Annotated in this window: 24 protein-coding genes; 21 read left to right on the forward strand and 3 right to left on the reverse strand. The window is 54.1% G+C overall.

Annotated elements, in window-relative coordinates:
* The first annotated feature begins 12 nt into the window (after positions 1-12).
* The 5 genes from ACI7RC_RS10025 (at position 13) to ACI7RC_RS10045 (ending at position 5278) form a co-directional block, all read left to right on the forward strand.
* Complete coding sequence (locus ACI7RC_RS10025) at positions 13-1308, forward strand: ABC transporter substrate-binding protein (RefSeq protein WP_408108104.1); 1296 nt, start codon at positions 13-15, stop codon at positions 1306-1308.
* 63 nt (positions 1309-1371) lie between these two features.
* A complete protein-coding gene (locus ACI7RC_RS10030; protein WP_408108173.1) occupies positions 1372-2247 on the forward strand; it encodes a carbohydrate ABC transporter permease in 876 nt (291 codons plus the stop codon).
* A gap of 20 nt (positions 2248-2267) precedes the next feature.
* Entirely contained in the window at positions 2268-3104 is an 837-nt protein-coding gene (locus tag ACI7RC_RS10035) for a carbohydrate ABC transporter permease (protein ID WP_408108105.1), read from the forward strand.
* A gap of 346 nt (positions 3105-3450) precedes the next feature.
* A complete protein-coding gene (locus ACI7RC_RS10040) occupies positions 3451-4425 on the forward strand; it encodes an SIS domain-containing protein (protein WP_408108106.1) in 975 nt (324 codons plus the stop codon).
* 19 nt (positions 4426-4444) lie between these two features.
* On the forward strand, positions 4445-5278 hold the full coding sequence (locus ACI7RC_RS10045) for a sugar phosphate isomerase/epimerase family protein (RefSeq protein ID WP_408108107.1): 834 nt from the start codon (positions 4445-4447) through the stop codon (positions 5276-5278).
* Positions 5279-5351: 73 nt separating this feature from the next.
* Here the strand turns inward: ACI7RC_RS10045 and ACI7RC_RS10050 are convergent, their stop codons facing one another.
* Together ACI7RC_RS10050 and ACI7RC_RS10055 are read right to left on the reverse strand one after the other, a co-directional pair.
* Complete coding sequence (locus tag ACI7RC_RS10050) at positions 5352-7013, reverse strand: methyl-accepting chemotaxis protein (RefSeq protein ID WP_408108108.1); 1662 nt, start codon at positions 7011-7013, stop codon at positions 5352-5354.
* 163 nt (positions 7014-7176) lie between these two features.
* Positions 7177-8094, reverse strand: a complete 918-nt coding sequence (locus ACI7RC_RS10055) for a substrate-binding domain-containing protein (RefSeq protein ID WP_408108109.1) — start codon at positions 8092-8094, stop codon at positions 7177-7179.
* Positions 8095-8309: 215 nt separating this feature from the next.
* Between ACI7RC_RS10055 and ACI7RC_RS10060 the strand changes: the two genes are divergently transcribed.
* The 3 genes from ACI7RC_RS10060 to ACI7RC_RS10070 all read left to right on the forward strand — a co-directional run bounded on the left by ACI7RC_RS10060 (position 8310) and on the right by ACI7RC_RS10070 (position 10223).
* A complete protein-coding gene (locus ACI7RC_RS10060) occupies positions 8310-8615 on the forward strand; it encodes a hypothetical protein (RefSeq protein ID WP_408108110.1) in 306 nt (101 codons plus the stop codon).
* Positions 8616-9270: 655 nt separating this feature from the next.
* Complete coding sequence (locus ACI7RC_RS10065) at positions 9271-9768, forward strand: GNAT family N-acetyltransferase (RefSeq protein ID WP_408108111.1); 498 nt, start codon at positions 9271-9273, stop codon at positions 9766-9768.
* A gap of 281 nt (positions 9769-10049) precedes the next feature.
* Complete coding sequence (locus ACI7RC_RS10070; protein ID WP_408108112.1) at positions 10050-10223, forward strand: hypothetical protein; 174 nt, start codon at positions 10050-10052, stop codon at positions 10221-10223.
* Positions 10224-10332: 109 nt separating this feature from the next.
* Here ACI7RC_RS10070 and ACI7RC_RS10075 read toward each other — a convergent pair whose 3' ends face one another.
* Positions 10333-10569, reverse strand: a complete 237-nt coding sequence (locus ACI7RC_RS10075; RefSeq protein WP_408108113.1) for a hypothetical protein — start codon at positions 10567-10569, stop codon at positions 10333-10335.
* Positions 10570-10719: 150 nt separating this feature from the next.
* Between ACI7RC_RS10075 and modA the strand changes: the two genes are divergently transcribed.
* The 13 genes from modA to ACI7RC_RS10140 all read left to right on the forward strand — a co-directional run bounded on the left by modA (position 10720) and on the right by ACI7RC_RS10140 (position 22713).
* On the forward strand, positions 10720-11577 hold the full coding sequence (modA, locus tag ACI7RC_RS10080) for a molybdate ABC transporter substrate-binding protein (protein WP_408108114.1): 858 nt from the start codon (positions 10720-10722) through the stop codon (positions 11575-11577).
* 27 nt (positions 11578-11604) lie between these two features.
* The gene (gene modB / locus ACI7RC_RS10085) at positions 11605-12291 is read left to right on the forward strand and encodes a molybdate ABC transporter permease subunit (protein WP_408108115.1); all 687 of its coding nucleotides are present in this window, start codon (positions 11605-11607) and stop codon (positions 12289-12291) included.
* Positions 12292-12305: 14 nt separating this feature from the next.
* A complete protein-coding gene (locus ACI7RC_RS10090) occupies positions 12306-12962 on the forward strand; it encodes an ATP-binding cassette domain-containing protein (RefSeq protein WP_408108174.1) in 657 nt (218 codons plus the stop codon).
* A 145-nt stretch (positions 12963-13107) separates the two neighbouring features.
* Entirely contained in the window at positions 13108-14001 is an 894-nt protein-coding gene (gene aepX / locus ACI7RC_RS10095) for a phosphoenolpyruvate mutase (protein ID WP_408108116.1), read from the forward strand.
* Positions 14002-14004: 3 nt separating this feature from the next.
* A complete protein-coding gene (gene aepY / locus ACI7RC_RS10100; protein WP_408108117.1) occupies positions 14005-15141 on the forward strand; it encodes a phosphonopyruvate decarboxylase in 1137 nt (378 codons plus the stop codon).
* 20 nt (positions 15142-15161) lie between these two features.
* A complete protein-coding gene (locus tag ACI7RC_RS10105) occupies positions 15162-16292 on the forward strand; it encodes a 2-aminoethylphosphonate aminotransferase (protein WP_408108118.1) in 1131 nt (376 codons plus the stop codon).
* A gap of 172 nt (positions 16293-16464) precedes the next feature.
* Entirely contained in the window at positions 16465-17241 is a 777-nt protein-coding gene (locus ACI7RC_RS10110; protein ID WP_408108119.1) for a YheC/YheD family protein, read from the forward strand.
* On the forward strand, positions 17238-17498 hold the full coding sequence (locus tag ACI7RC_RS10115; protein WP_408108120.1) for a hypothetical protein: 261 nt from the start codon (positions 17238-17240) through the stop codon (positions 17496-17498). Before ACI7RC_RS10110 ends, ACI7RC_RS10115 begins: the two co-directional genes overlap by 4 nt.
* Before the next feature lie 123 nt (positions 17499-17621).
* Positions 17622-18431, forward strand: coding sequence for a TrmB family transcriptional regulator (locus ACI7RC_RS10120; RefSeq protein WP_408108121.1), 810 nt, complete (start codon positions 17622-17624; stop codon positions 18429-18431).
* Between the two features lie 89 nt (positions 18432-18520).
* Complete coding sequence (locus ACI7RC_RS10125; protein ID WP_408108122.1) at positions 18521-19243, forward strand: alanyl-tRNA editing protein; 723 nt, start codon at positions 18521-18523, stop codon at positions 19241-19243.
* A gap of 53 nt (positions 19244-19296) precedes the next feature.
* Entirely contained in the window at positions 19297-20031 is a 735-nt protein-coding gene (locus tag ACI7RC_RS10130; protein ID WP_408108123.1) for an AzlC family ABC transporter permease, read from the forward strand.
* The gene (locus ACI7RC_RS10135; protein ID WP_408108124.1) at positions 20022-20348 is read left to right on the forward strand and encodes an AzlD domain-containing protein; all 327 of its coding nucleotides are present in this window, start codon (positions 20022-20024) and stop codon (positions 20346-20348) included. Before ACI7RC_RS10130 ends, ACI7RC_RS10135 begins: the two co-directional genes overlap by 10 nt.
* 91 nt (positions 20349-20439) lie before the next feature.
* Positions 20440-22713, forward strand: coding sequence for a DEAD/DEAH box helicase (locus ACI7RC_RS10140; RefSeq protein WP_408108175.1), 2274 nt, complete (start codon positions 20440-20442; stop codon positions 22711-22713).
* Positions 22714-22741: the final 28 nt, after the last annotated feature.

Raw genomic sequence — 22741 nt, forward strand, 5'->3', positions numbered from 1 at the left:
GGTTGAATCGAGATGAAAACCGGCAAGGTAATAAGCATGCTGCTTCCTGTGCTGTTGGCGGTTTCGGCGGCGCTGACCGGCTGCTCCGGCCAAAGCGCGGCAGGGGATGGAAAGATCCAGTTGAAATTTTTGGAAAAGTGGCCGCAGCCAGAGTACGCTCCCTACTTTGAGCAGATTGTAAAGGACTTTGAAAGCTCTCATCCCAACATCAAGATTAATATGGAAGCGGTTGCAGACGAGCCGATGAAAGACAAACTGCGCGTCGTCATGGGCGGAGGTGACGTGCCCGATATCACCTTCTCCTGGTCAGGAGAATTCGCCCGCAAGTTCGTCCGTTCCGGGGCGGCACTTGACCTGACGAAGTACCTGGACGACGATCCGGAGTGGAAGAAAAGCTTTATCCCCGCCTCGCTGCAGCCGTTTGTTTCGGACGGCAAGAACTACGGGATTCCGCTGCGCTTTAACGGTAAGTTTTTTGTCTATAACAAGGATATGTTCGCCAAGTACAACCTGCAGAAGCCGAAAACCTGGCAAGAATTCCTGGCCGTCTGCGATAAGCTGAAAAGCGCCGGAGAGACACCAATCATCTTCGGCAACGAGCCGCCGTGGCCATCGATCCACTACCTGACAGGATTAAACCAGAAGCTAGTCGGCACCGAGGTTCGGCAAAAAGATTACGATCCGAAGTCGGGAGAATTCACTGATCCCGGTTATGTCAAAGCGCTGGAGTACCTGAAAGAGCTGCAGGTGAAGGGCTACTTCGGAGGCAACGTCAACTCTACATCGCACGACATGGCCAAGCAGATGTTTTTCGCTGGAAAAGGGGCCATCTTCTACCTCGAACTGGAAGAATTCCCCGACGTAGAGAAAAACATGGCGGGCAATTGGGACTTTTTCCCGATGCCGGACATCCCGGAAGGAAAAGGGAACCAGAAGTACATCACCGGGGCACCGGACGGGTTCATCGTCTCATCCAAGACACAGCATCCGAAAGAAGCGCTGGAGTTCCTGAAATTCCTAACCAGCAAGGAAAACGCGGAAAAGCTGGTCAAGACGCTGGGCTGGCCAAGTCCGATCACCGGAGCCGTGAACGAACAGACCGCGCTGAAACAGGTGGTGGAAGGGGTCGACATCATGAAAGAGTCGGAAGGCATGGCTGAATGGCTCGACACGGACGTCCACGCCAAGATCGCCGACACTTATCTGTCCAACCTCCAACTGCTGCTGAACGGGACGAAATCGCCGGAACAGATCATGAATGAGGTCCAGGAGGTCGCTCAGGATGTAAAAAAAGAAGTGTCGCAGTGATCGACAAGGGAGGGGTTCTTCCTGAGGAGGCCCTCCCTTTACCAGGGGGGATCGATATTGAAATTGTACCAGAATAGGCGCACCGCTCTCCTGTACGTGCTCCCGGCGACGGTGTTAATCCTGGTGTTTATCTTCCTGCCGATCGTGATGAACTTCGGTTACAGCCTGTTTCGTTGGAACGCCTTTTCCACGGAAAGGGTGTTCGTCGGAGTGGAGTACTACCGTCGGCTGTTCACCGACCCCGTCTTCTATGTCGCCTTAAAAAACAACGCACTCTACGCCGTCATTTCGATCGTGTTTCAGGTCGGGGGCGGGCTGATCGTCGCCGCTATCCTCGAGGAAAAGTTCATGCGCAGGCTGCAGCCCTTTTTCCGCACCGTCTTCTTCATCCCGTCGGTCATGTCGCTTGCGGTGGTAGGCTTGATGTGGCAATTGCTCTACAATCCGGACATCGGTTTGATCAACAGTGCGCTGAAGGCGGCAGGGCTGGGGGACCTGGCCCACGCCTGGCTGGGCGACAGCAAGACGGCCATCTTCGCAGTTATCGCCGTCTCCCAGTGGCAGTTTACCGGTTACATCGCCATGCTGTTTTTAATCGCGATGCACAAAATTCCGTCGGAGCTGTACGAAGCCGCGATGATCGACGGGGCCAGCCGGATTCAGACGTTTTTCCACGTCACCATCCCGCAAATCAAGGAGATGATTCTGGTGGCGGCGACGATTACGGTGATCGGGGCGTTCAAGGTGTTTGACGAGGTTTATGTGATGACATTTGGCGGTCCGGGCCGCTCGACGGAAGTGCTGGGCACCATGCTGTATCGCTCCGCTTTTCGTAACGACGAGATGGGCTACGCCTCGACGATCGCAACGGTGATCTTCGTCATCACGCTCATCCTGTCGCTGCTGCAGTTGAAGCTGTCCAGGACCGGGCAGGAGTAAGTCAACGAGGGGGAGATGAAATGGAGGGCCGAGCTTTTTGGAACAAGACGCTGCACGCCGTCATCCTGATTTGGTTTTTCGTATACGCAATCTGTGTGATTTACCCGATTTTCTGGCTGGCGATGAACGGGCTGAAGACAAATAGCCAGTTTTTCCTCGACACCTGGTCGCTCCCCACAGAGTGGCACTGGGAAAATTACAAGGCTGCCTGGGCGGCGGGAGTTGGGAAATACTTTTTAAACAGCGTGCTGGTTACCACTGTCTCTGTCGGCCTCGTGCTCCTAATCAGCTCGCTGGCCGCCTTTGCGCTAAGCCGGTTTGAATTTAAAGGACGGCAGATCCTGTTCATTCTGATCTTGAGCGGCTTGATGCTGGCTCCCCAGGTCAGCCTGATTTCTCTTTACAAAATGCTTCAACTGCTTGGCATCTACAATACGTACTGGGCGCTGATCATCCCGTATGTGGCGTTTCACGTCCCGTTTGCCGTTTTTCTGATCCGTTCGTACTTCCTCTCTCTTCCCCGGGAAGTAGAGGACTCCGCCTACATTGACGGCTGCAACAGCTGGGGGGTATTCTGGCACGTGATCCTGCCGATGAGTAGACCGATTATCGCTTCCACGGCGCTGCTCACCAGCATGTCGATCTGGAACGAATTCATGTTCGCCATGGTTTTCGTGGAAAACGCCGACTTGCGTACCATACCGGTCGGGCTGATGAACCTGCGAAGCCAGCTGAATACCAATTTCGGCGTGCAGCTGGCCGGACTGGCGATCTCCGCACTGCCGATGATCGTGGCGTTCATTCTGTTCCAGCGCCAGTTTGTCCGCGGATTGTCAGCGGGCAGCGTTAAGGGGTAAGTCACTGAAGGCGCATTAGCGGGTTTTCCCACGCGGTCCGGGGAGGCTGCCACAGGCAGGCTGGATTGGCAGGGCAATCTCGCTTTGGCGGGAGAGCCACCGAACCTGACGCCGTCTGAATCAGCACTGTTTCAGGGCAGCTTCCACCGAGTGAAATTCGCGGTTTTGTCCTTTAAACGGATGAGACCGGCGATTTTTCGGACCAGTGGTATATACCATAAAAACAACGGTTTGGGAGGGGAGAGGAGTTGTCTGTTTGCAGTATGCGGGCAAGCCCGGCGGAAGTGGTTATGTCGGGTTCGCAGCAAAGCTCTGCCAATCTGAAAAAGGGAAAGGGGAATGAACGATGAATCAGCAAGTGCAAAAGGCGTTGGAGGCGGTAAAGGAGAGGGAGGTAAAGCGGGTGTTTTTCGTCGCGTGCGGCGGGTCGTCCGCGCTGATGTACCCGAGCAAGTACCTGCTCGACCGGGAAGCGAAAACGATCACTTCCGATGTGTACAACGCCAATGAGTTCATACACCGAAATCCCGCCACCCTGGGGGAAACCTCGCTGGTGATCTTGTGCTCGCACTCCGGCAAGACGCCGGAAACCGTGGAAGCAGCCAAATTTGCCCGGGAGCGGGGGGCATTGGCCGTCTCCCTGACGTTTGAGGAGGGCTCGCCGCTGGCCCAGGCGTCCGACTTCGTGATCAAGTACGCCAAAGCCAGCTACTCTGATGAAGTGGTGGCGAAGGACAGCGATTACTACATCATGTACCAGCTGGTGGCCGGCCTGCTCCACCAAAAAGAGGGATACGAAAAATATCAGCCGATGATGGTCAGCCTAGAGAATCTGCAGGCCGTTTACGAACGGGCCAAACAGCAGTTTACGGAGCGGGCGAAAGCGTTTGGCGAGCAGTACAAGGACGCGAAGATCATCTACACGATGGCCAGCGGGTCCAACTACAGCGCTGCCTACATCTTCGCCGTCTGCATCCTGATGGAGATGCAGTGGATCCACTCCCATCCTATTCACGCCGGGGAGTACTTCCACGGGCCATTTGAGGTTCTCGACAAAGACGTGCCCTTCATCCTGCTGCTTGGTCTGGATGAGACGCGGCCGCTGGAAGAGCGGGCGCTAAACTTCTCCCGCCAATACGGAGAACAGTTGATCGTGATCGACGCGAAGGAGGTGGACCTGACCGGCATTGACGATGCAGTCAAAGGGTATATCGCTCCACTCGTGCTCAACAAGGTGCTAGGAGTCTACGCGACCGCCCTGGCCGAGGCTCGTAACCACCCCCTGAATACGAGACGGTATATGGGCATAGTGGCCTATTAAGGCTAGGCGGAGAAGAAGCATGACGAGGCTGCGCAGATCGCAAATCACCGGGATGAACTTTCACTACATCCGCTACCCGTTTGCCCATTTTCTTGAGGCGATGGTGCGGTATGGGATCGACAGGATTGAACTATGGGGGGCATCTCCACACTTTTACGTGGAAGAGGCTTCTCCAGCGGATATCAAGCGGATCAGACGCGAAATCGAGAGCCGCGGACTGAAGCTGGTCTGCTTTACGCCGGAGCAGTGCGTCTACCCGATCAACATCGCCGCTGAGGAAGGGGCGATACGGGAGCGGAGCGTCGCGTATTTTATCAAATCGCTGGAAGCGGCGGCGGAGCTGGGAGCTCCCCTATTGCTGGTCACCTCGGGGTGGGGCTACTTCTCCGCACCAGTCGGGGAAGCTTGGAAACGGTCGAGGGAATCGCTGGAGCGGCTGACACAGCACGCGGAGCAGCTCGGCGTCACGCTGGTGTTGGAGCCGCTGCGGCCAGAAGAGTCCAACCTAGTCACCAATTTGCCGACATTGGCCCGGATGCTTGCTGAAGTCCGCTCGCCCTGCTTGAAGGGGATGGTCGATACGGTTCCGCTGGCAATCGCTGGAGAAGAGCTGCAAGCGTACTTTGACCGGCTGAAGTCCGACCTAGTGCACATCCATTTTATCGACGGCAGGCCAGGGGGACATCTGGCCTGGGGTGACGGCCATCTGCCGTTGGAGAACTACCTTGAGACGTTGGAGAAAAACGGGTACACCGATTCTTTAACTCTGGAGTTTACATCAGACCGCTATGTGACGGCGCCGGATCAAGCAATTGAACAGACGCTTCGTACATTGCAGCCTTATTTTCACTGATGGGGCAGGGGTGCCAAGAATGAAATAGAAAAAGACGCAGGGTGCAGTTCATCAACTGCACCCCGCGTTTTTCCTAAATGGTGAACCTTTTTACCTGTTCTGACAGCTTGTTGGCCATTTGCGCCAAGGACTCGGAGGCTGCGTTCATCTCCTCTGTCGAAGCGGTTTGCTGCTGCGATGCGGCGGCCACCTCCTGGATGTCGTCTGCGGCAATCGTCGCCAAACGGGCGATTTCGTCTGCATCGCCGACGATGCGTCCGGTATCCTGACGGATCGTTTGAGCCGCCTGGTTCATTTGCTCAATCTGCCGGTTTACATCTTCGACCGCCTTCAGGATCTGCTGGAAAGCTTGTCCGGCGGCTCCTGCGCCCTCTCTGCCTACCTGAACGGCCCGGGTAGTCTCGCCCATCGAACTGACAGCGTCTTGAATCTCCGTATTGATCGAATAGACCAATTGGGAGATTTCCTCGGCAGATTGCCGGGACTGCTCTGCCAGCTTCCGCACTTCTGTTGCCACGACGGCAAAGCTTTTCCCTTGCTCGCCGGCACGAGCCGCTTCAATTGCTGCGTTCAGCGCCAGCAGATTTGTCTTCTCACTGATATCCTGGATAATGGAAATAATTCCTATAATCGCTTCTGACTGCTCGCCCAACAGGCGAACTGCTTCTTCTGTCGTCTGCACCTTGGTACTGATCTCGTCCATCTCACGGGCCAGTCGAGACAATGTTTGCTCACCCTCATGCGCGTATTGTGTCGCGACGGCAGAATCTTGGTTGACCCGGTCGGCAAAGGAAGCAATCTGTTCAATATCCCGCCCCATTCTGTGCAAAGTGGCGGTCGTCGTCTGCACGGTTTCTTTTTGGCGCTCCGACCCCGCCGCAATCTCTGCCGCCGCGATGGAGATTTGCTCGGAGGCCCGGGCGCTCTCGCCGGCACTTGCGGTCAGTTCTTCCGAAGCACCGGCTACTTGCTCCGACACATCCTGAACTTCTGCCATCATCTTGCGAAATACCGTCAGCATTTCGTTAAACATCCGCGACAGCTGCCCCAGCTCATCCCCCGACGTGACAGGCACCTGCTGTGTCAGGTCGCCCCTTTCCGCTTTTTGCATCGCCCCGACCAGATTTTTTATCGGCCGGATCAGGCGGCTGACGATCACGGCCCCGGCGAGCAGCGCAACAGCGCCGGCGACGACGGTAATGCCGAGAATAATGGTTTTGCTTTTTTCAAACGGTTTGAACAAATCGTCCTGGTAGCTGCCGATGACCAGCATCCAGCCGTTCGGCAGCATTTCGAAGGCGGACAACTTCGTTTCGCCTTCCCAGTCGTATTCCACCCACCCTTGCTTGTCTGCAAACATTTTTTTGGCAAAGTCGTAACCGCTTAGATCTTTTCCTCTCGTATCGTCGGAAGGGTGGATGAATGCCACGCCGTTCCCGTCCATCAGATAAGCGTAACCGGTCATGCCGTTTGGCTGGTAGTAGGCATCCCCCACCTCATAGACGATCTTGGTAATTTCTTTCAGTTCTTCCGGGCCGGGTGACTTCGTCTGGGTGTAGGGAGCCAGCTCCTTCGCTTTCAGTTTCGTTATGTACCTGAGATCTTCAATGGTTACGTTGTAAATCCCTTGCTTGGCGTTCTCATACTGAAAATAACCCGCCGTCAAAATGGGCACCAATGTGATGAAAACCAGCGTCAGCAGCATTTTGTAGCGGATGGAAGTTCTCTGCAACATTCTCTACTCCTCCAATAAGCAACCGAAGTCTGATGGTAATTTGGTGCTATTTTACCATTGCTAGGGTGAGAACGAGCAGAAAAGTCATCCGGAAATATGGTAAAATTGTGTCTAATTACCCGAAAAAGGCAAGGCCATTCGACCTGGCTTGCCTCTGCTTTGGTCATGCTTCATACAAGATATGTCCTGTCTGCGATACGTCGTAACCGCCAACCGCGGCCAACTCGCCCTGGAAGGATGCGGACCGCAAAATATCGCTGACCAGCCTGATGACCTCGTCATTCTGAGGCGTTCTCAGCATGACGAGGTCGTACCGCTCTTTCATCAGCGGGACGAATTCGACGCCGACGAGATATGCCGCCTTTTCGATCCCGATGCCCACATCTGCCTCGCCGGTGGCGACGGCGCCAGCCACCCCGAGATGGTTGGCCTCTTCGTGCCCATAACCGGCGATGGCCTGCGATGAAATGCCGTGGAGCCGCAGCTGCTCCTCCAACAGGACCCGCGTCCCGGAGCCCTTTTCCCGGTTGACCATCTTGATTCCCGTCTTCTGCAGATCAGACCAGGTCCGGATTTGCTTGGGGTTGCCCGGCTGCACGTAAAAACCGGCCCGGCGCGACAAGAGGTTCATCACGACGTAGCGATGCCCGATCAGCAGTCTGCGGATGTACGGTATGTTGTACTCTCCGGTATCGCCGTCGAACAGGTGGGTGCTGACCACATCGGCGTCCCCCTGATACATGGCAATCAGGCTGTTCAGGCTCCCGACGTAGGAGCGGAGCGGCCGATAGGATTTCGTCTGCCCTTCGATATGGTTGGCCAACATGTCCAGGCTGACATCCTGTCCGCTGATGATGATTTGCCTGGAGGCAGTACTTTTCAGGGAGGGAGCGGGCATGTGGACGACTGGCGCCCCTTTTGCTCTGGACTTGTACGCTTCGAGATCGACAGCATCTACCCGCATCTGCCGTCCGACCCGGTAGGCGGGCAGTTCGCCCTTCTTGATCAGATCGTAAACTGTCAGTTTGGAGATGCGCAGGATTTTGGCGATCTCTTCGGTTGTATAGGAAATGTCGTTCAATTATGTCCACCTCGAATCATTACCGGTTCCGGCGAGTAGAGCGCAGCGTCCGGCTGTACTCTCTATTATATCGCGCGGGGCGCCCCGGGAGAGAGGCCTTTTTTCGATCTTCCCGTCACCCCGATTTCCTTCGCGGATGGTTGAACACCGTTGCCGTTTTCCATTCGTATAGTACTATATATCACCGTAAAAATCTGTATGATGGAGGATCGGGCATGGCGAGAAGAAAAAGGGACAACAAAGAACAAGCAGCTGTTGAGATGACGCCTGAATTTGGAAATTGGCTGAAAGACAAAGGGGTAAAAGCCCGGACGCTGCGAAAGAGTCCTGCCAAGCTGCAGGAGTATTATCAAGAATGGCAGAAGGAGAGCAGACCAAAGAAAAGGTCGCTGCTGTCATTTCCGAAATTGCCTAAAATTAATTTGAGCTCCGTAAGTGAACGCGTCAGTCAAATCCACGATATTTTAAGCACCATTTCAAGTTTGAAAGATGCCTTTAGAAATTCATCCAAATGGTCATAGGTTATGGAGCCAGGGACTATCGTTCTTGGCTTGTTTTTTCGTTCGACGAATGGTGAGACCGCAAATGGTTGACAAGGGTATTCATCGTATCGTGTCAGAGGGGCTTACCGTACGAATCGATCAGAAAATTACGGATCAAGGCATTGCGATTTACTTCCAGGTTGTATGTTGAGGATTCATGTATTTTTGGTGAATTCCTGCATTTTTATGTGGAGAGCAAGAGGAAGTATCTACGGATTGCATAGGCAAGAAGTAGTAGATGGGCTGTTCCGCCCCCGATGTCTAAAAAGACATAGGTTGCTTACGAAGACAACTTCACAGATACCCCGTACTTGGATATGGAGTAGATCGGGCAAACCCCTATCTACAAAAGGTACATGAAGTTGCTCATGGTAAGAAGCCCCGACTTCAACTCGCGTTAGCGAGTAAGTTGGGGAGGTTCACAAGTCTGTATAATAGAGAAATCACATCAACTGAAACGGGAGGCTGTTATGGAGATAAGAGCACTTGGACCCGAGGATGCGAATTTGTATCGGAGCATCAGATTGGAAGCCCTGCAGCATCACCCTGAAGCATTTGGTTCCAGTTATGAGGAGGAAAAGGAATTNAAGTCTGTATAATAGAGAAATCACATCAACTGAAACGGGAGGCTGTTATGGAGATAAGAGCACTTGGACCCGAGGATGCGAATTTGTATCGGAGCATCAGATTGGAAGCCCTGCAGCATCACCCTGAAGCATTTGGTTCCAGTTATGAGGAGGAAAAGGAATTTTCTGTTGAAAAGTTTGCAGGCAGGTTGCAGGAAGAGCATTCCTTTACTTTCGGTGCCTTTGAGAATGGACGGCTTTTTGGTGTCGTTACACTCGTCTTGGAACAGAAAAACAAAAGGAAGCATCGGGCCAATATTTTCGCCATGTACGTTTCTCCCGAAAAACGAAATCTTGGCATCGCCAAGACATTAATGATCGAAGCCATAAGGAAGGCCAAAAATACAACAGACGTCGAACAGCTTCATCTCTCAGTCGTTACAGACAATCAACCTGCTAAGAAGCTGTACCGTTCCTTGGGTTTTGAAACGTATGGAATCGAGAAGAGAGCGTTAAAAATCGATCAGAACTACTTCGATGAGGAGCTCATGGTGCTGTATGTTTAGGTTTTTTCTTCCCCGCATACAAAAAGGGCTTCCCCATCTTGGAGAAGCCCTCGTGAGACCGGTACAGCAGTACAGCAAGAAGCGCCTAAAGAATGGCTATCGGAGCTTGAAATCTTTCTTGTGCTCTCCATTATATGATTCACTACAGAATCGGAACGCAACTTGGAGAATTGGTTCCATATGAGTGTGATACCAGTCTGATTGTCCGGACAGACGGGAAAGAAAACGGACAGCAAGTAGAAAAATCCCACCTATGATGTACCGGGTCAAGTGGCTTCAACTTGTTGAACTTCATTGAATCCGACCGTGTCGATCACCTTGGGAACGAAGTGTATACAGGTGTCGCGGTAAATGACAATCCCGAGGGACTCATCGCGTTTCTCACAAGCGGGGCCAAGCTGTCGCAGCCGATCTATCTGAATGGACGTCAGCCGAATTGGCGAGGTGAAGGGTAGTTGGAAGGGGAAAATCCTGATTGATCAAAGCAAAGCTACCGAGGCTACCAAAATAGCGCGGTAAACGCTCTTCGGGCGCATTATCTATGCCTCTCATTTCATTATAAAACTAATGCTGTTCTGCTGCTGGCAGATTGAGAATAATTTCCTTTAGAAATTTGTCATTATTGGTAAAATCCTCTGGATCATTAATCAAATGTTTCTTTTGTTGAGACGATAGATGATAAATGTATGTAGCTACTGTTTCTTTTGTTTGATCAAGTGATACATTTTCGACAGATGTAGCTGTACTCTCTCCGTTTTCGGAAGCAGCGATTGTGAGTTGAGGAATATTCGGTATAGTCAACTATTTTTTTCCATTATTTCATAGATTGCAGGTGAGGGGAGATAGATAGTTGCTACAAAAGGTTTGACATTGACCAATATATGTTTAATTATAATTAGATATATCTAATTATAATTAAACATAAGTGAGGAACATGGGAGGGATCTTTTCGTGCTAAAAAAATGGGCGATTCTACTAACTGCCTTGTTCATTCTGGCAGTTCCTGTCGGCTGTTCCAGCGGTGGGCAAGAGCCTGCGGGCGGGCAGCCAAATCAGCCGGCGGCAACCAGCGCCGGCACGGACCAAACGGATCAATCGAAAACAGAAACACCTGCCAAAGATGTGGAACTGATGGTCTCGGCTGCGGCCAGTTTGACGGATGCCCTGCAGGAGCTGAAGAGTGGATTTGAGAGCGAGCATCCCGGTGTTACGCTTACATATGTGTTCGGCAGCTCAGGCAAGCTGGGGCAGCAGATTGAAAACGGAGCGCCGGTTGACGTCTTTTTATCAGCCAGCGGGAAGGATATGGACAAGCTTCAGGAGAAGAATTTGATCAAACAGGATACTCGCGTCGATTTTGCCAAAAACCAATTGGTGCTTGTGGCCAATCAGTCCAGTTCTCTACAGCTCGACTCTTTTGAGAGAATCACTCCGGACAAGGTCCAACACTTTGCGATTGGGGAACCGGAAAGCGTCCCGGCGGGCAGGTATACGAAAGAAGTGTTGGAACATCTGAAACTTTGGGATTCGCTGCAAAGCAAGCTGGTGTTTGCCAATGATGTGCGCCAGGTGCTGACTTACGTCGAGTCCGGCAACGCGGATCTGGGCGCTGTCTACGCGAGTGACGCGGCCATCGCCAAACAGGTAAAGGTACTGGCGACCGCCGATCCCAGCTGGCATAAGCCGATTGTCTATCCGGGAGCCGTGGTCGCCAGTGCGGCCCATCCTGCCGAGGCGAAGGCGTTTTTGGACTATTTGCAGGGAGACAAGGGCAAAGAGACATTGGAAAAATATGGATTAACCCGATAAGGGTGCTGTTTGCAGGGGGTGGATACTATGCCAGACGCAAATTGGACTCCGCTATTATTGTCCCTTAAGGTAGCCGGCATTTCCACCTCTGTCGTCTTTCTTGCGGGGGTGCTGATTGCCAGGCTGCTTTCGCGAAAGAACTTCTTCGGCAAAAGCTTTCTGGATTCGCTGCTGCTGCTTCCGCTGGTGCTGCCTCCGACTGTCGTCGGTTTTGGCCTCTTGATCACGTTCGGGAAAAACGGATTCATCGGCAAATGGCTGATGGAGTGGTTTGACGTCCAGGTTGTCTTTTCCCTTACCGGTGCTGTCATCGCCTCGATCGTCGTCTCCTTTCCGCTCATGTACCAAAGCGCGGTCGCGGCCTTCTGCGGAATCGACAGCAGGTTGGAAAACGCCGCCCGAACGATGGGATCCTCGGAGTGGAGGGTGTTCTGGACGGTCTCGTTCCCGTTGGCCTGGACCGGCCTGCTCTCCGGACTCGTCCTTTCGTTCGCCCGCGCGCTGGGTGAGTTTGGGGCGACCTTGATGTTGGCCGGGTACATCCCGGGGAAGACGGACACGCTTCCGGTAGCGATCTACTTTGCTGTCGAGGCGGGACAGATGGACAAAGCATGGTTTTGGGTCGTCATCATCGTCGCGCTTGGACTCAGCACCACGATGTGGCTGAACTGGTGGAGCAAGCGAAACATCAATCGCTATGCGAATCAAAAATAGGCGGGGTGACGGGCATGTTTTCCATTCATATGAAAAAACAACTGGCTCACTTTCCCCTCGAGATCTCCTTTGAGGCAGACCGTGAGATCGTCGTCTTGTTCGGGCCGTCCGGTTCCGGCAAGACGACTGTGTTGAATTGCATCGCGGGACTTAGCCACCCCGATGCCGGCAGCATCACGCTGAACGGCGTCTGTTTCTTTGATGGAAAGTCGCGGCCGGTGGCGCCGCGCCGGCGCAACATCGGCTATCTGTTTCAAGATTATGCCTTGTTTCCTCATATGACGGTGGAAAAAAACATTCGCTACGGGATGAAGGGCGGCTCCTCGGCCCATGTCGATCAATTGGTGGAAGTGCTGGGCATCGGGCATCTGCTTGGCAAATACCCCCAGCAGATATCCGGCGGGGAGAAGCAGCGGGTGGCGCTGGCTCGCGCCTTGGCGACGGAGCCGCAGATGCTGCTCTTGGATGAGCCGCTGTCGGCGCTCGACCGAAAGACGCGCCTGCAATGCCAGGAGGAATTGCTGCGGCTGCACCGGGATTGGAACATACCGTACGTGATCGTCACGCACGATCTGGAAGAGGCCAAGAAGCTGGGCGACGCCATCTACTTTATCGAACGCGGGCAGATCGTCGACACATTCATCAAAAGGCCGGTGAGCGCCAACATATGAGCTTAGGAATGGACGAGGTTAACCCTGAAGCGGGTTAGCCTTTTTTTATGTACAAATGGCGAAAAACAGGCCTTTGCCGCAGGTTTTCTTCCGCTCATTTTCATAAGTTATTGTACATTTTGACTTCAGAAGAAGGGATGCTTCTATGAAAAAAACCGCGAAGTTCAGGCAGTTGATTCAGTCGAAAAACCTGGAGTTCTTAATGGAAGCACATAATGGACTGGCCGCGAAAATCGTCGAAGAAGTCGGCTTTAAAGGGATTTGGGCCAGCGGATTAACGATTTCGGCAAGTCTGGGAGTGCGGGACAACAACGAGGCTTCCTGGACCCAGGTACTGGATGTTCTGGAATTTATGAGCGACGCCTCAAGCCTGCCGATCTTATTGGACGGGGATACCGGATACGGAAACTTCAACAACGCAAGGCGATTGGTGAAAAAACTGGAGCAGCGAAATATTGCCGGGGTGTGCATCGAAGATAAGCTGTTTCCCAAGACCAACTCATTTATTAATGGCCGGGCCCAGCCGCTCGCCGAGATCGACGAGTTTTGCGGCAAGATCAAAGCGATGAAAGACGCGCAGTGTGACGATGATTTTGCGGTCATCGCGAGGGTGGAAGCCTTTATTGCCGGCTGGGATCTGGCGGAAGCGCTGCGGCGGGCAGAGGCGTATCGGCAAGCCGGTGCAGATGCTGTCCTGATCCACAGCAAGCGGGCAGATGCGGCGGAGATTGAAGCGTTTATGGCGGAATGGGGCGGCAGACATCCGGTCGTAATCGTCCCGACCAAATACTACGCCACTCCCAGCCGGCGTTTTGCGGAGCTGGGGATCAGTCTGGTCATCTGGGCGAACCACAATCTGCGGGCATCCATTCAGGCGATGCAAACCATTTCCCGCCAAATTTTTCTCCAGGAGAGCATCGAAGCGGCGGAGGGCAGCGTGGCCCCCTTGGATGAGGTATTCCGGCTGCAGCAGGCGGACGAACTACAAGCCGCCGAAAAGAAGTATCTCCCTTTCAAAAAAACAATTCAGGGGGATTGATTCATGCTGGAGACAAACGAATTCGGAGCAGAACTGCAGAAATGGGGGTTTGCCTTTTTCAGCGGCGTCCCGTGCTCCCTGTTGAAAAATCTGATCAATTACGCGATCAATGAATGCGAATACGTTGCCGCGGCCAACGAGGGAGATGCCGTGGCGATCGCGGCGGGCGCCTATTTGGGCGGAAAAAAACCGGTTGTCCTGATGCAGAATTCGGGCTTGACGAACGCCGTGTCTCCCCTGGTCTCGCTCAACTACCCGTTTCAGATTCCGGTGCTGGGATTTGTCAGCCTGCGGGGGGAACCTGGAGTGCCTGATGAACCGCAGCACGAACTGATGGGGCAGATTACGACACAACTGCTGGACTTGATGCAGGTAAAATGGCAGTACCTGTCGGCCGACATGGAGGAAGCCAAGCGGCAGCTGCGGCAGGCAAACCAGTGCATCAACGGCAACCAGCCTTTTTTCTTCGTCGTCAGGAAAGGAGTCTTTTCCGCAGAGCCCCTGCAAAGACAAGCGACCCCAGCCCGATCCAATCACAGCAAAACATTCAAAAATAGGGAGGATCAGCTGCCCACCCGCCGCGAAGCCCTTGCCGTCATCCATGCATTAAAAGGAAGCCGCACCGTACTGCTCGCCACGACTGGAAAAACCGGCCGGGAATTGTACGAGATCGAAGACGCCGACAATCATCTGTACATGGTCGGCTCGATGGGCTGTATCAGTTCGCTAGGGCTGGGATTGGCCCTGACCCGGAGGGATTTGGATATCGTCGTCATCGATGGAGACGGCTCGCTGCTCATGCGTATGGGAAGTCTGGCGACAAACGGCTATTACGGCCCGCCCAACATGCTGCATATCCTGCTCGACAACAATGCCCACGATTCGACCGGCGGCCAGAGAACGGTGTCAAACCAGACTGACTTTGCGGCGATTGCCGCTGCGTGCAGCTACGAAACATCGGCTTATGTCCACAGCTTGAAAGAACTGGAGGACGCGATCAAGGAATGGAAGCAGTCGCGCGGATTGACCTTTCTCCACTTGCGGATTGCAGCAGGCTCGAGCGGGCAGCTCAGCCGTCCCAAGACAAAACCTGCCGAAGTAAAAGAGCGCTTGCAGCGCTTTGTTCAAACATCATCCTGACTTGCGGAAGGGGAGTCCTTATGCAGGGGGTAAAGCGAAACATTTTACTAAATCCAGGTCCTGCGACAACGACCGACACGGTGAAATACGCACAGGTCGTGCCAGATATATGTCCCCGAGAAAGCGAATTTGGCGATTTGATGGAATACGTATCGGAGGAGCTTACCCGGCTGGTGGCCGACCCCGCGGAGTACACGACCGTCTTGTTCGGCGGCTCAGGTACGGCAGCGGTTGAAGCGATGCTCACCTCTGTCGTGGATGAGGATGCGGTATTAATCGTGAACAACGGGGCCTACGGCAAGCGGATGTGTGAGATTGCCGAAGTGTACGGGCTGCCTTTTCTGGAATGCAAGAGCCCTGCTGACGATGCGATTGACTTGGCCGCGCTGGAAAACATGATCAAAACCGCTCCTCGAAAAATAGCCCGGCTCGCTGTGGTTCACCATGAGACGACAACCGGCCTGTTGAACGACATTGCTTCAATTGGCGAGATCTGCCGCAAGTACCAGATTGACATGCTCGTCGACGCGATGAGCTCGTACGCAGCCGTCCCGATCGACATGAAGCAGACGAATGTCAGTTTTCTCACAGCAAGCTCCAATAAAAACCTGCAGGGGATGGCAGGCATCTCGTTTGTCATCGCCCGGCGGAGCAAATTGGAGGCGATGCGGGAGAGGAAACCGAGAAACTACTACCTCAACTTATACGCGCAATACAAGTTCTTCCAGGCAACCCGGCAGATGCGCTTCACCCCGCCTGTACAAACCTTGTACGCGCTCAAGCAGGCGATTGAGGAATTAAAGCTGGAGGGGGTGAGCGGACGGTACGAAAGGTACAGCAAATCGTGGGAAACTCTGATGGACGGGCTTGCCCGGCTGGGGCTTGCCACGATCGTGCCCAAGCAGCATCACTCCAAAATCCTGACTTCTGTCCTCGAACCGGATTGCGAGGGATATGATTTCGACGATCTGCACGACTATTTGTACAGCCGCGGGTTTACAATCTACCCCGGGAAAATCGAGGCAACGAAAACCTTTCGAATTGCGAACATCGGCGATATTACCTACAAGGATATAGAAGTGTTTTTGCAGTTATTGGAAGAATGCCTCAGACAGATCGGTCATGCCTGCAGGAAGGGGGACGGCCAGTGAGCAAGGAGCCCTTCTTGCCCGAGACGCGCAAACTGTCGCAGCACACTTTCCGCGAGTTTATCCCATTTCCGCAAGCTGGGGGACCAAGACATGTACGACCGCATCAAGGCGTACAAAGAGGATAAAATGCCGAAACTCGGCAACAAGCAATTTTGTTAAGGATTGATTCAGAATGAATAAATGGGAAAAATATACATTTCTTCACGGGGAGACTCAAATCCGTTCCATGCTGCCAGAGACGCGGTTGATGACGGCGGATCACGTGCAGGGGATGCTTCAAAAGCACGGTTCCATCATCTTGAAGCCGATCGATGGAAGCGGCGGGAGAGGAGTCATTCTCGTATCTTCCGCCGAAAATGGCCGCTCTCTGATCCAGATTAAATTGACCAAACAGACGGCAGCTAACCGCGATCTGTTTTCTGTTCTCACGAACGAAATCCTGGGGGACTTTCTTCCCTATTTGAACGGTATGGACATCAATCAGCTGCTTGCGTCAAGTTATATAATTCAACAGCGGATACCCCTCGTTGAAGCAGATCATCGCCCCTTTGACATTAGGGTCATGGTACAGCGAAAAAGCGATTCTCCGTGGACAGTGACAGGCAAGCTGGCGAAGTTGGCTGACAGCGGTTATGCCATTACGAACGTGAATCTGGGCGCTTCGATCCTCCCCGTGGAAACGGTACTGGCGCGTTCGCTCTTGCGCGAGCATTCACAAAAAAAATTGCTGTCCCAATTGGATCAAGCCGCACTGCTGGTCGCCCGGCGGTTTCAACAAAAGCTGCCGGTCATTCGCGAAATCGGCTTAGACATGTGTTTCGATCCCCAGGGGAATCCGTGGATCATCGAAGCTAATTTCAAACCCCATGATTACCTGTTTCTAGCCTTGGAGGATAAAACGATGTACCAGGCTATCCAGGAATACAGACAAAAGGAGGGAGAAAATTGAATATTGATCAGATCATTAACCGCATCAAAAGCGTTCCAAAAGAAAAATGGAACGACGAAGAAACCTTGAAATCACTGTTTCGACAGACTGCCAATGAAGCGGGAAAATCGCTTACCGAGGATGAGATTGACCAGCTGTTCCAACAGTTCAAAAGCTTGCTGGAAGGGGGATCACAAGAAGCGCTGCTTTCGCTTTTGCTGCGACACGGGATAAGCAAGAGCCAGCTCGATGAAATGGGGGAAAAGTTCCAATCGTAACCGCTGTCGGGCCCCGATTGCTGCCTGGTTGAACTTTTTGTTCCCGAATGCTCTGTGTCCGTTGACAAATCACGTTGTTCGATTATAGTTGGTAGTATACTAACCACGTAAAAGGACCTGACTATGGAGAACATTTACAAGGAATTGCAAAAACTGGGGTTTTCCCAATACGAGTGCAAGGCCTATGTCGGCTTGCTGAAGCATTCTCCTGTCACCGGCTATGAGATCAGCAAGCGCACCGGGGTGCCCAGGTCGATGATCTACGAAGTGCTGGGAAAGCTGCTGGACAAAGGGGCCGTCTATACGGTTCCGTCCGAACCCGTTAAGTATTCGCCGGTCCCTGCCGCCGAGTTGATTGACCGATTGCGGAAAAGCTTTGCGCAATCGTTCGACTTTTTGGAAAAGAGCCTGGCCGCATTGGAAGGGGAGCGCGAGACGGATGTGATCTGGCACATTCGCAGTGATGAGCAGGTGCTGGCTGAAATGTTGGAGCTGGTCGGCAGCACCCGGGAGGAGCTTTGGCTGTCCGTATGGGAACAGCAGGTTCCGTCCATCCAGGCGGCGGTCGAAAGGCGCATCCGGGATGGCATCCATGTGTTTTCCATACTGTTTGGCGCTCCCGAAACCCAGCTTGGTTATACCTGCCATCACAACTACATGACGCCGGATGTCGTAAGGGACCGGATGGGAGGCTGCTTGACGATTGCCGCGCGTGACGGGGAAGAAGTGCTGATCGCCAATTTCTCGCAAAAGACCACGGCCTGGGCGGTGAAGACGAAGGATCCCGCCCTGGTCTTGGTGGCGACGGAGTACATTAGGCATGACATCATGATTTCGGAAGTCACCCGCAGGCTCGGCCCGGAAAAACTGGATGCCCTGTGGAGAAATCAACGCGATTTGTACCATGTTGTTACGGGGAAACGGTTGAAATAGCCAACACCGTTTTTTCTTTCCGCTTTTTTGTAGTCGTTAGCTTCATAACATCTATCTTAATCAAGTTTTTGAGCACAGGAGGGATAAAATTGTCTGCGAAGGAACTGTACCTGCAAGACAGTTATTTGCGTACCTGTACGGCTAACGTGATCGGTGTGGACAAGGAGAAAGTGATCCTGGATCAAACGGTCTTCTATCCGACCGGCGGCGGCCAGGAACACGATACCGGACACCTCGTCCAGGACGGACGGGCTTTTGAAGTGTACCAGGTGAAAAAGGAACAGGGGCAAATCGTCCATTACGTGAAGAATGCAGAGGAACTGAAGCAGGGGGAGGCGACTGCTGAAATCAACTGGGACAGACGGCACGGACTCATGCGACACCACTCTTTGCTGCACGTCCTGGGAGCGGTCGTCTACGAGAAATACGGAGCGCTTTGCACGGGGAACAAAATCTACCCGGACCGCGCGAGAATCGATTTCAACAACCTGCATGATCTAAGCGAAGCACAGCTGCAAGAGATCGTCGAAGAGACAAACCGAATCATCCGGGAGGATCATCCGATTACATACCGCACCGTGCCGCGCGAGGAAGCGGAATCGATCTCAGGCATGATCAAAACCGTGACAAGCCTGCTGCCGCCATCGGTTACAAATGTCCGCCTGGTCGCGATCGGATCGGTTGATGAACAGGCGTGCGGAGGCACCCACGTGGCGAGGACGGGCGAAATCGGGGAGATGGCCCTGGAGAAGGTGACGAGCAAAGGCAAAGAAAACAAGCGCCTGGAAGTGTACCTCGTGCCTCATGCATAAGCTGCTCGCCTTGACGAGAGAATACCGGGGATTTTGAGGGGTGGGAGGATGGAATGGAGAGAGAGAATATCAGTATCAAGCTGCCGGCCGCAGCTGGCGGAGAAGACAGCTTTCTTCAGGGGGTAAAGGATTGTCTGCCCACTGTATTTGGTTACCTGAGCATCGGTTTTGCCGCAGGGGTCGTGGAGAAAACGGCAGGCTTAAGCGTGGCGGAGATCGTGCTGCTGTCGCTATTGCTCTATGCCGGATCAGCCCAGTTTATCGCCGCCGGGATGCTGGTGGCAAACGCTCCGGTGCTGTCGATCATCGTTACCATTTTTATCGTCAATCTCAGGTACCTGCTGCTGAGTGCCGCCTTGGCCCCGCATTTTCGGCATTCGTCGGCATGGAAAAACGCCATCACCGGTTTTTTGCTGACAGATGAGACCTTTGGGGTGGCGGCCAACTATCTCGCGAACAAGCAGTCGGCCCATGAGCGATGGATGTTGGGGCTCAACCTGACTGCCTACCTGAATTGGCTGGTGGCCAACATCGCCGGCGCTTTTTTCGGCCAGTGGATTTTGCATCCGGAGGTATTTGGTTTGGATTTTGCCCTGCCGGGGATGTTCATCGGATTGCTGGTGCTGCAGCTGGCCGGCCGCTCCAAGCTTCGCGTTGATCTGATCGTGGCGGCAAGCGCCGTCTGTGTCACGATCGCCGCCAGTTTTGTGCTGTCGGGCGGACTGGATGTCATATTGGGGACCGTATTGGCGGCAACGGTAGGGATGGTGATCGAAAAATGGAAGTGAGATGGGAGATCCTGTTGATCATCCTGGGCGGGGCTCTCGTCACCGTCATCCCCCGCGTCTTTCCGCTGATCGTCTTGAGCAAGGTGAAACTGCCCGATTGGGGCATGCGCTGGCTCAGCCACATTCCTGTCGCCATCATGGCCGCGCTGCTGGCGCAAGGGCTGCTGCTCCCGACCGAGGAATTCACGTACCTGTCCAACAACCTGCGGCTGGTCGCGGCGCTGCCGGCGTTTTTGACGGCCATCTTGACCCGCAGCCTGATGGGAACGGTTATCGTCGGCATCCTGTCGATGATGCTCCTGCGCTGGCTTGTGTGAGAAAGAAGCGGACACGTCCCCCGTGTTCGCTTTTTGTCTTCCCTCATTTACACTCAGAACATCCATTCGTATAATGGAGACATAGAGGGTGATGAAGATGAAAAAGAAACTGGCGCTGACCGACATCCTGGAGCAATTCCGGCAGGATGAGCGCTTCAGAGAAAATATTGCGCACTGGACGACCATTCCTCCCCGCGAGGCCAGAAGCGTGCCCTTCCCGGCCGATCTTGATCAGCGGATATGCGATACATTGTCCCGCCGGGGGATCACGTCGTTGTATACGCATCAGGCGTCTGCCTACGAGAAGGTCCAGGCAGGCCGCCATATTGTAGCCGTCACTCCCACGGCGTCAGGGAAGAGTATGTGCTACCACCTGCCGGTCCTGCAAAGGCTGTCGGAAGATTCGCAGGCTCGCGCGCTGTACCTGTTTCCCACCAAGGCGCTGGCCCAGGACCAAAAAAGCGAGCTGCACGAGCTGATCGAAGAGACGGGCCTCGCGATCAAGTCCGAGACCTACGACGGGGATACCCCGGCCAATATCAGGCAGACCATCCGCAAGGCAGGAAACATCGTCATAACCAATCCCGATATGCTTCACTCGGCCATTCTTCCCCATCACACCAAATGGGTCTCTTTTTTTGAACACCTCGCTTTTATCGTCATTGACGAACTGCATACATACAGGGGCGTATTCGGAAGCCACGTGGCCAACGTGATCCGCCGCCTGAAGCGGATCTGCGCCTTTTACGGGAGCCGGCCGCAGTTTATCTGCACCTCGGCGACGATCGCCAATCCCAAGGAGCTGGCCCAGCAGTTGACAGAGGAGCAGATGGAGCTGATCGACAACAATGGCGCTCCAGCCGGCACGAAGCACTTCCTCTTCTACAATCCGCCGGTCGTCAACCGGCAGCTCAACATCCGCCGCAGCGCCACGCTGGAAGCCCGCGACATTGCGGCTTCCTTCCTGACGAACAACATCCAGACGATCCTGTTCGCCCGCAGCCGCGTCCGCGTCGAAATCCTGCTCAAATACTTGCAGGAACTGATCCGATCCAAGCTGGGCCCGAAAACGATTCAGGGGTACCGAGGCGGCTACCTGCCGACCCAGCGGCGGGCGATCGAACGGGGACTGCGCCAGGGGGAGATCATGGGCGTCGTCAGCACCAATGCGCTGGAGCTGGGCGTCGATATCGGCCAGCTGCAGGCGTGCGTGATGACCGGGTATCCCGGATCTGTCGCCAGCACGTGGCAGCAGGCGGGACGAGCGGGCAGACGCCAGGGCGAGTCCGCAGTCGTACTGGTCGGAGGCTCCACGCCGCTCGACCAATACGTCATCTCCCATCCGGAATACTTCTTCGACCGCAGTCCGGAGACGGCGCGAATCAATCCGGACAACCTGATCATCCTGGTCGACCACATCAAATGCGCCGCCTATGAACTGCCCTTTTCCGAAGGGGACCGCTTCGGCCGCGCCGAGATCACCGAAATCCTGGAGTTTTTGACCGAGGAGCAGATCCTGCATCACTCGCGGGGAAAGTGGTTCTGGATGAACGATTCCTTTCCTGCCCACAACGTCAGCCTGCGCTCCGCCTCCCAGGAAAACGTGGTCATCATCGACATCAGCGAGCGGGGGAATGAACGGGTGATCGGCGAAATGGACCGGTTCAGCTCCCTGACGCTGCTGCACGAAGAGGCGATCTACCTCCATCAGGGGGTGCAGTTTCAGGTAGAGCGGCTGGACTACGATGAAAAGAAGGCATACGTGCGGGAAGTGCAGGTCAATTACTACACGGATGCCAACCTGGCTGTTTCGCTCAAGGTGCTGGACCAGCAGGAGGCGCGCCGGCTGTGGCAGACGGAGTGCGGCTGGGGAGAAGTCTCGGTCCATGCGATGGCGACGATTTTCAAGAAGATCAGGTTTGAAACCCACGAAAACATCGGGTCGGGGCCGATTCATCTGCCCGAGGAGGAATTGCACACGAACGCAGCCTGGATCAGCTTTCCGGAAAGCCTGTTGGCCGCGATCGGCAAGGAGGATGTAGAACGCGGGCTGATCGGATTGGCCCACGTTTTGCAGCACGTCGCGCCGTTGTTTGTCATGTGCGACCCTCAAGACTTGCACGTGGTGGCACAGCGCAAAGCGGTCCATTCCGGTCAGCCGACGATTTTCCTCTACGATCGCTACCCCGGCGGTATCGGCCTGAGCGATCAGGTGTACAAGGAGATAGAGACGATCCTCGACCAGGCGGAAGGAGTGCTTCATTCCTGTCCGTGCAGCTCCGGCTGTCCTTCCTGCATCGGCGGGGCGGAAGAGGGAGGAAAATCGCTGGCCCTGTCCCTGCTGCGGGTCGCCCGGGGAGGGTGAGAACAGAATAAGGAAGTTATAAACAATT

It is taken from the genome of Brevibacillus sp. B_LB10_24 (assembly GCF_046036945.1).
GTDB lineage: Bacteria > Bacillota > Bacilli > Brevibacillales > Brevibacillaceae > Brevibacillus_C.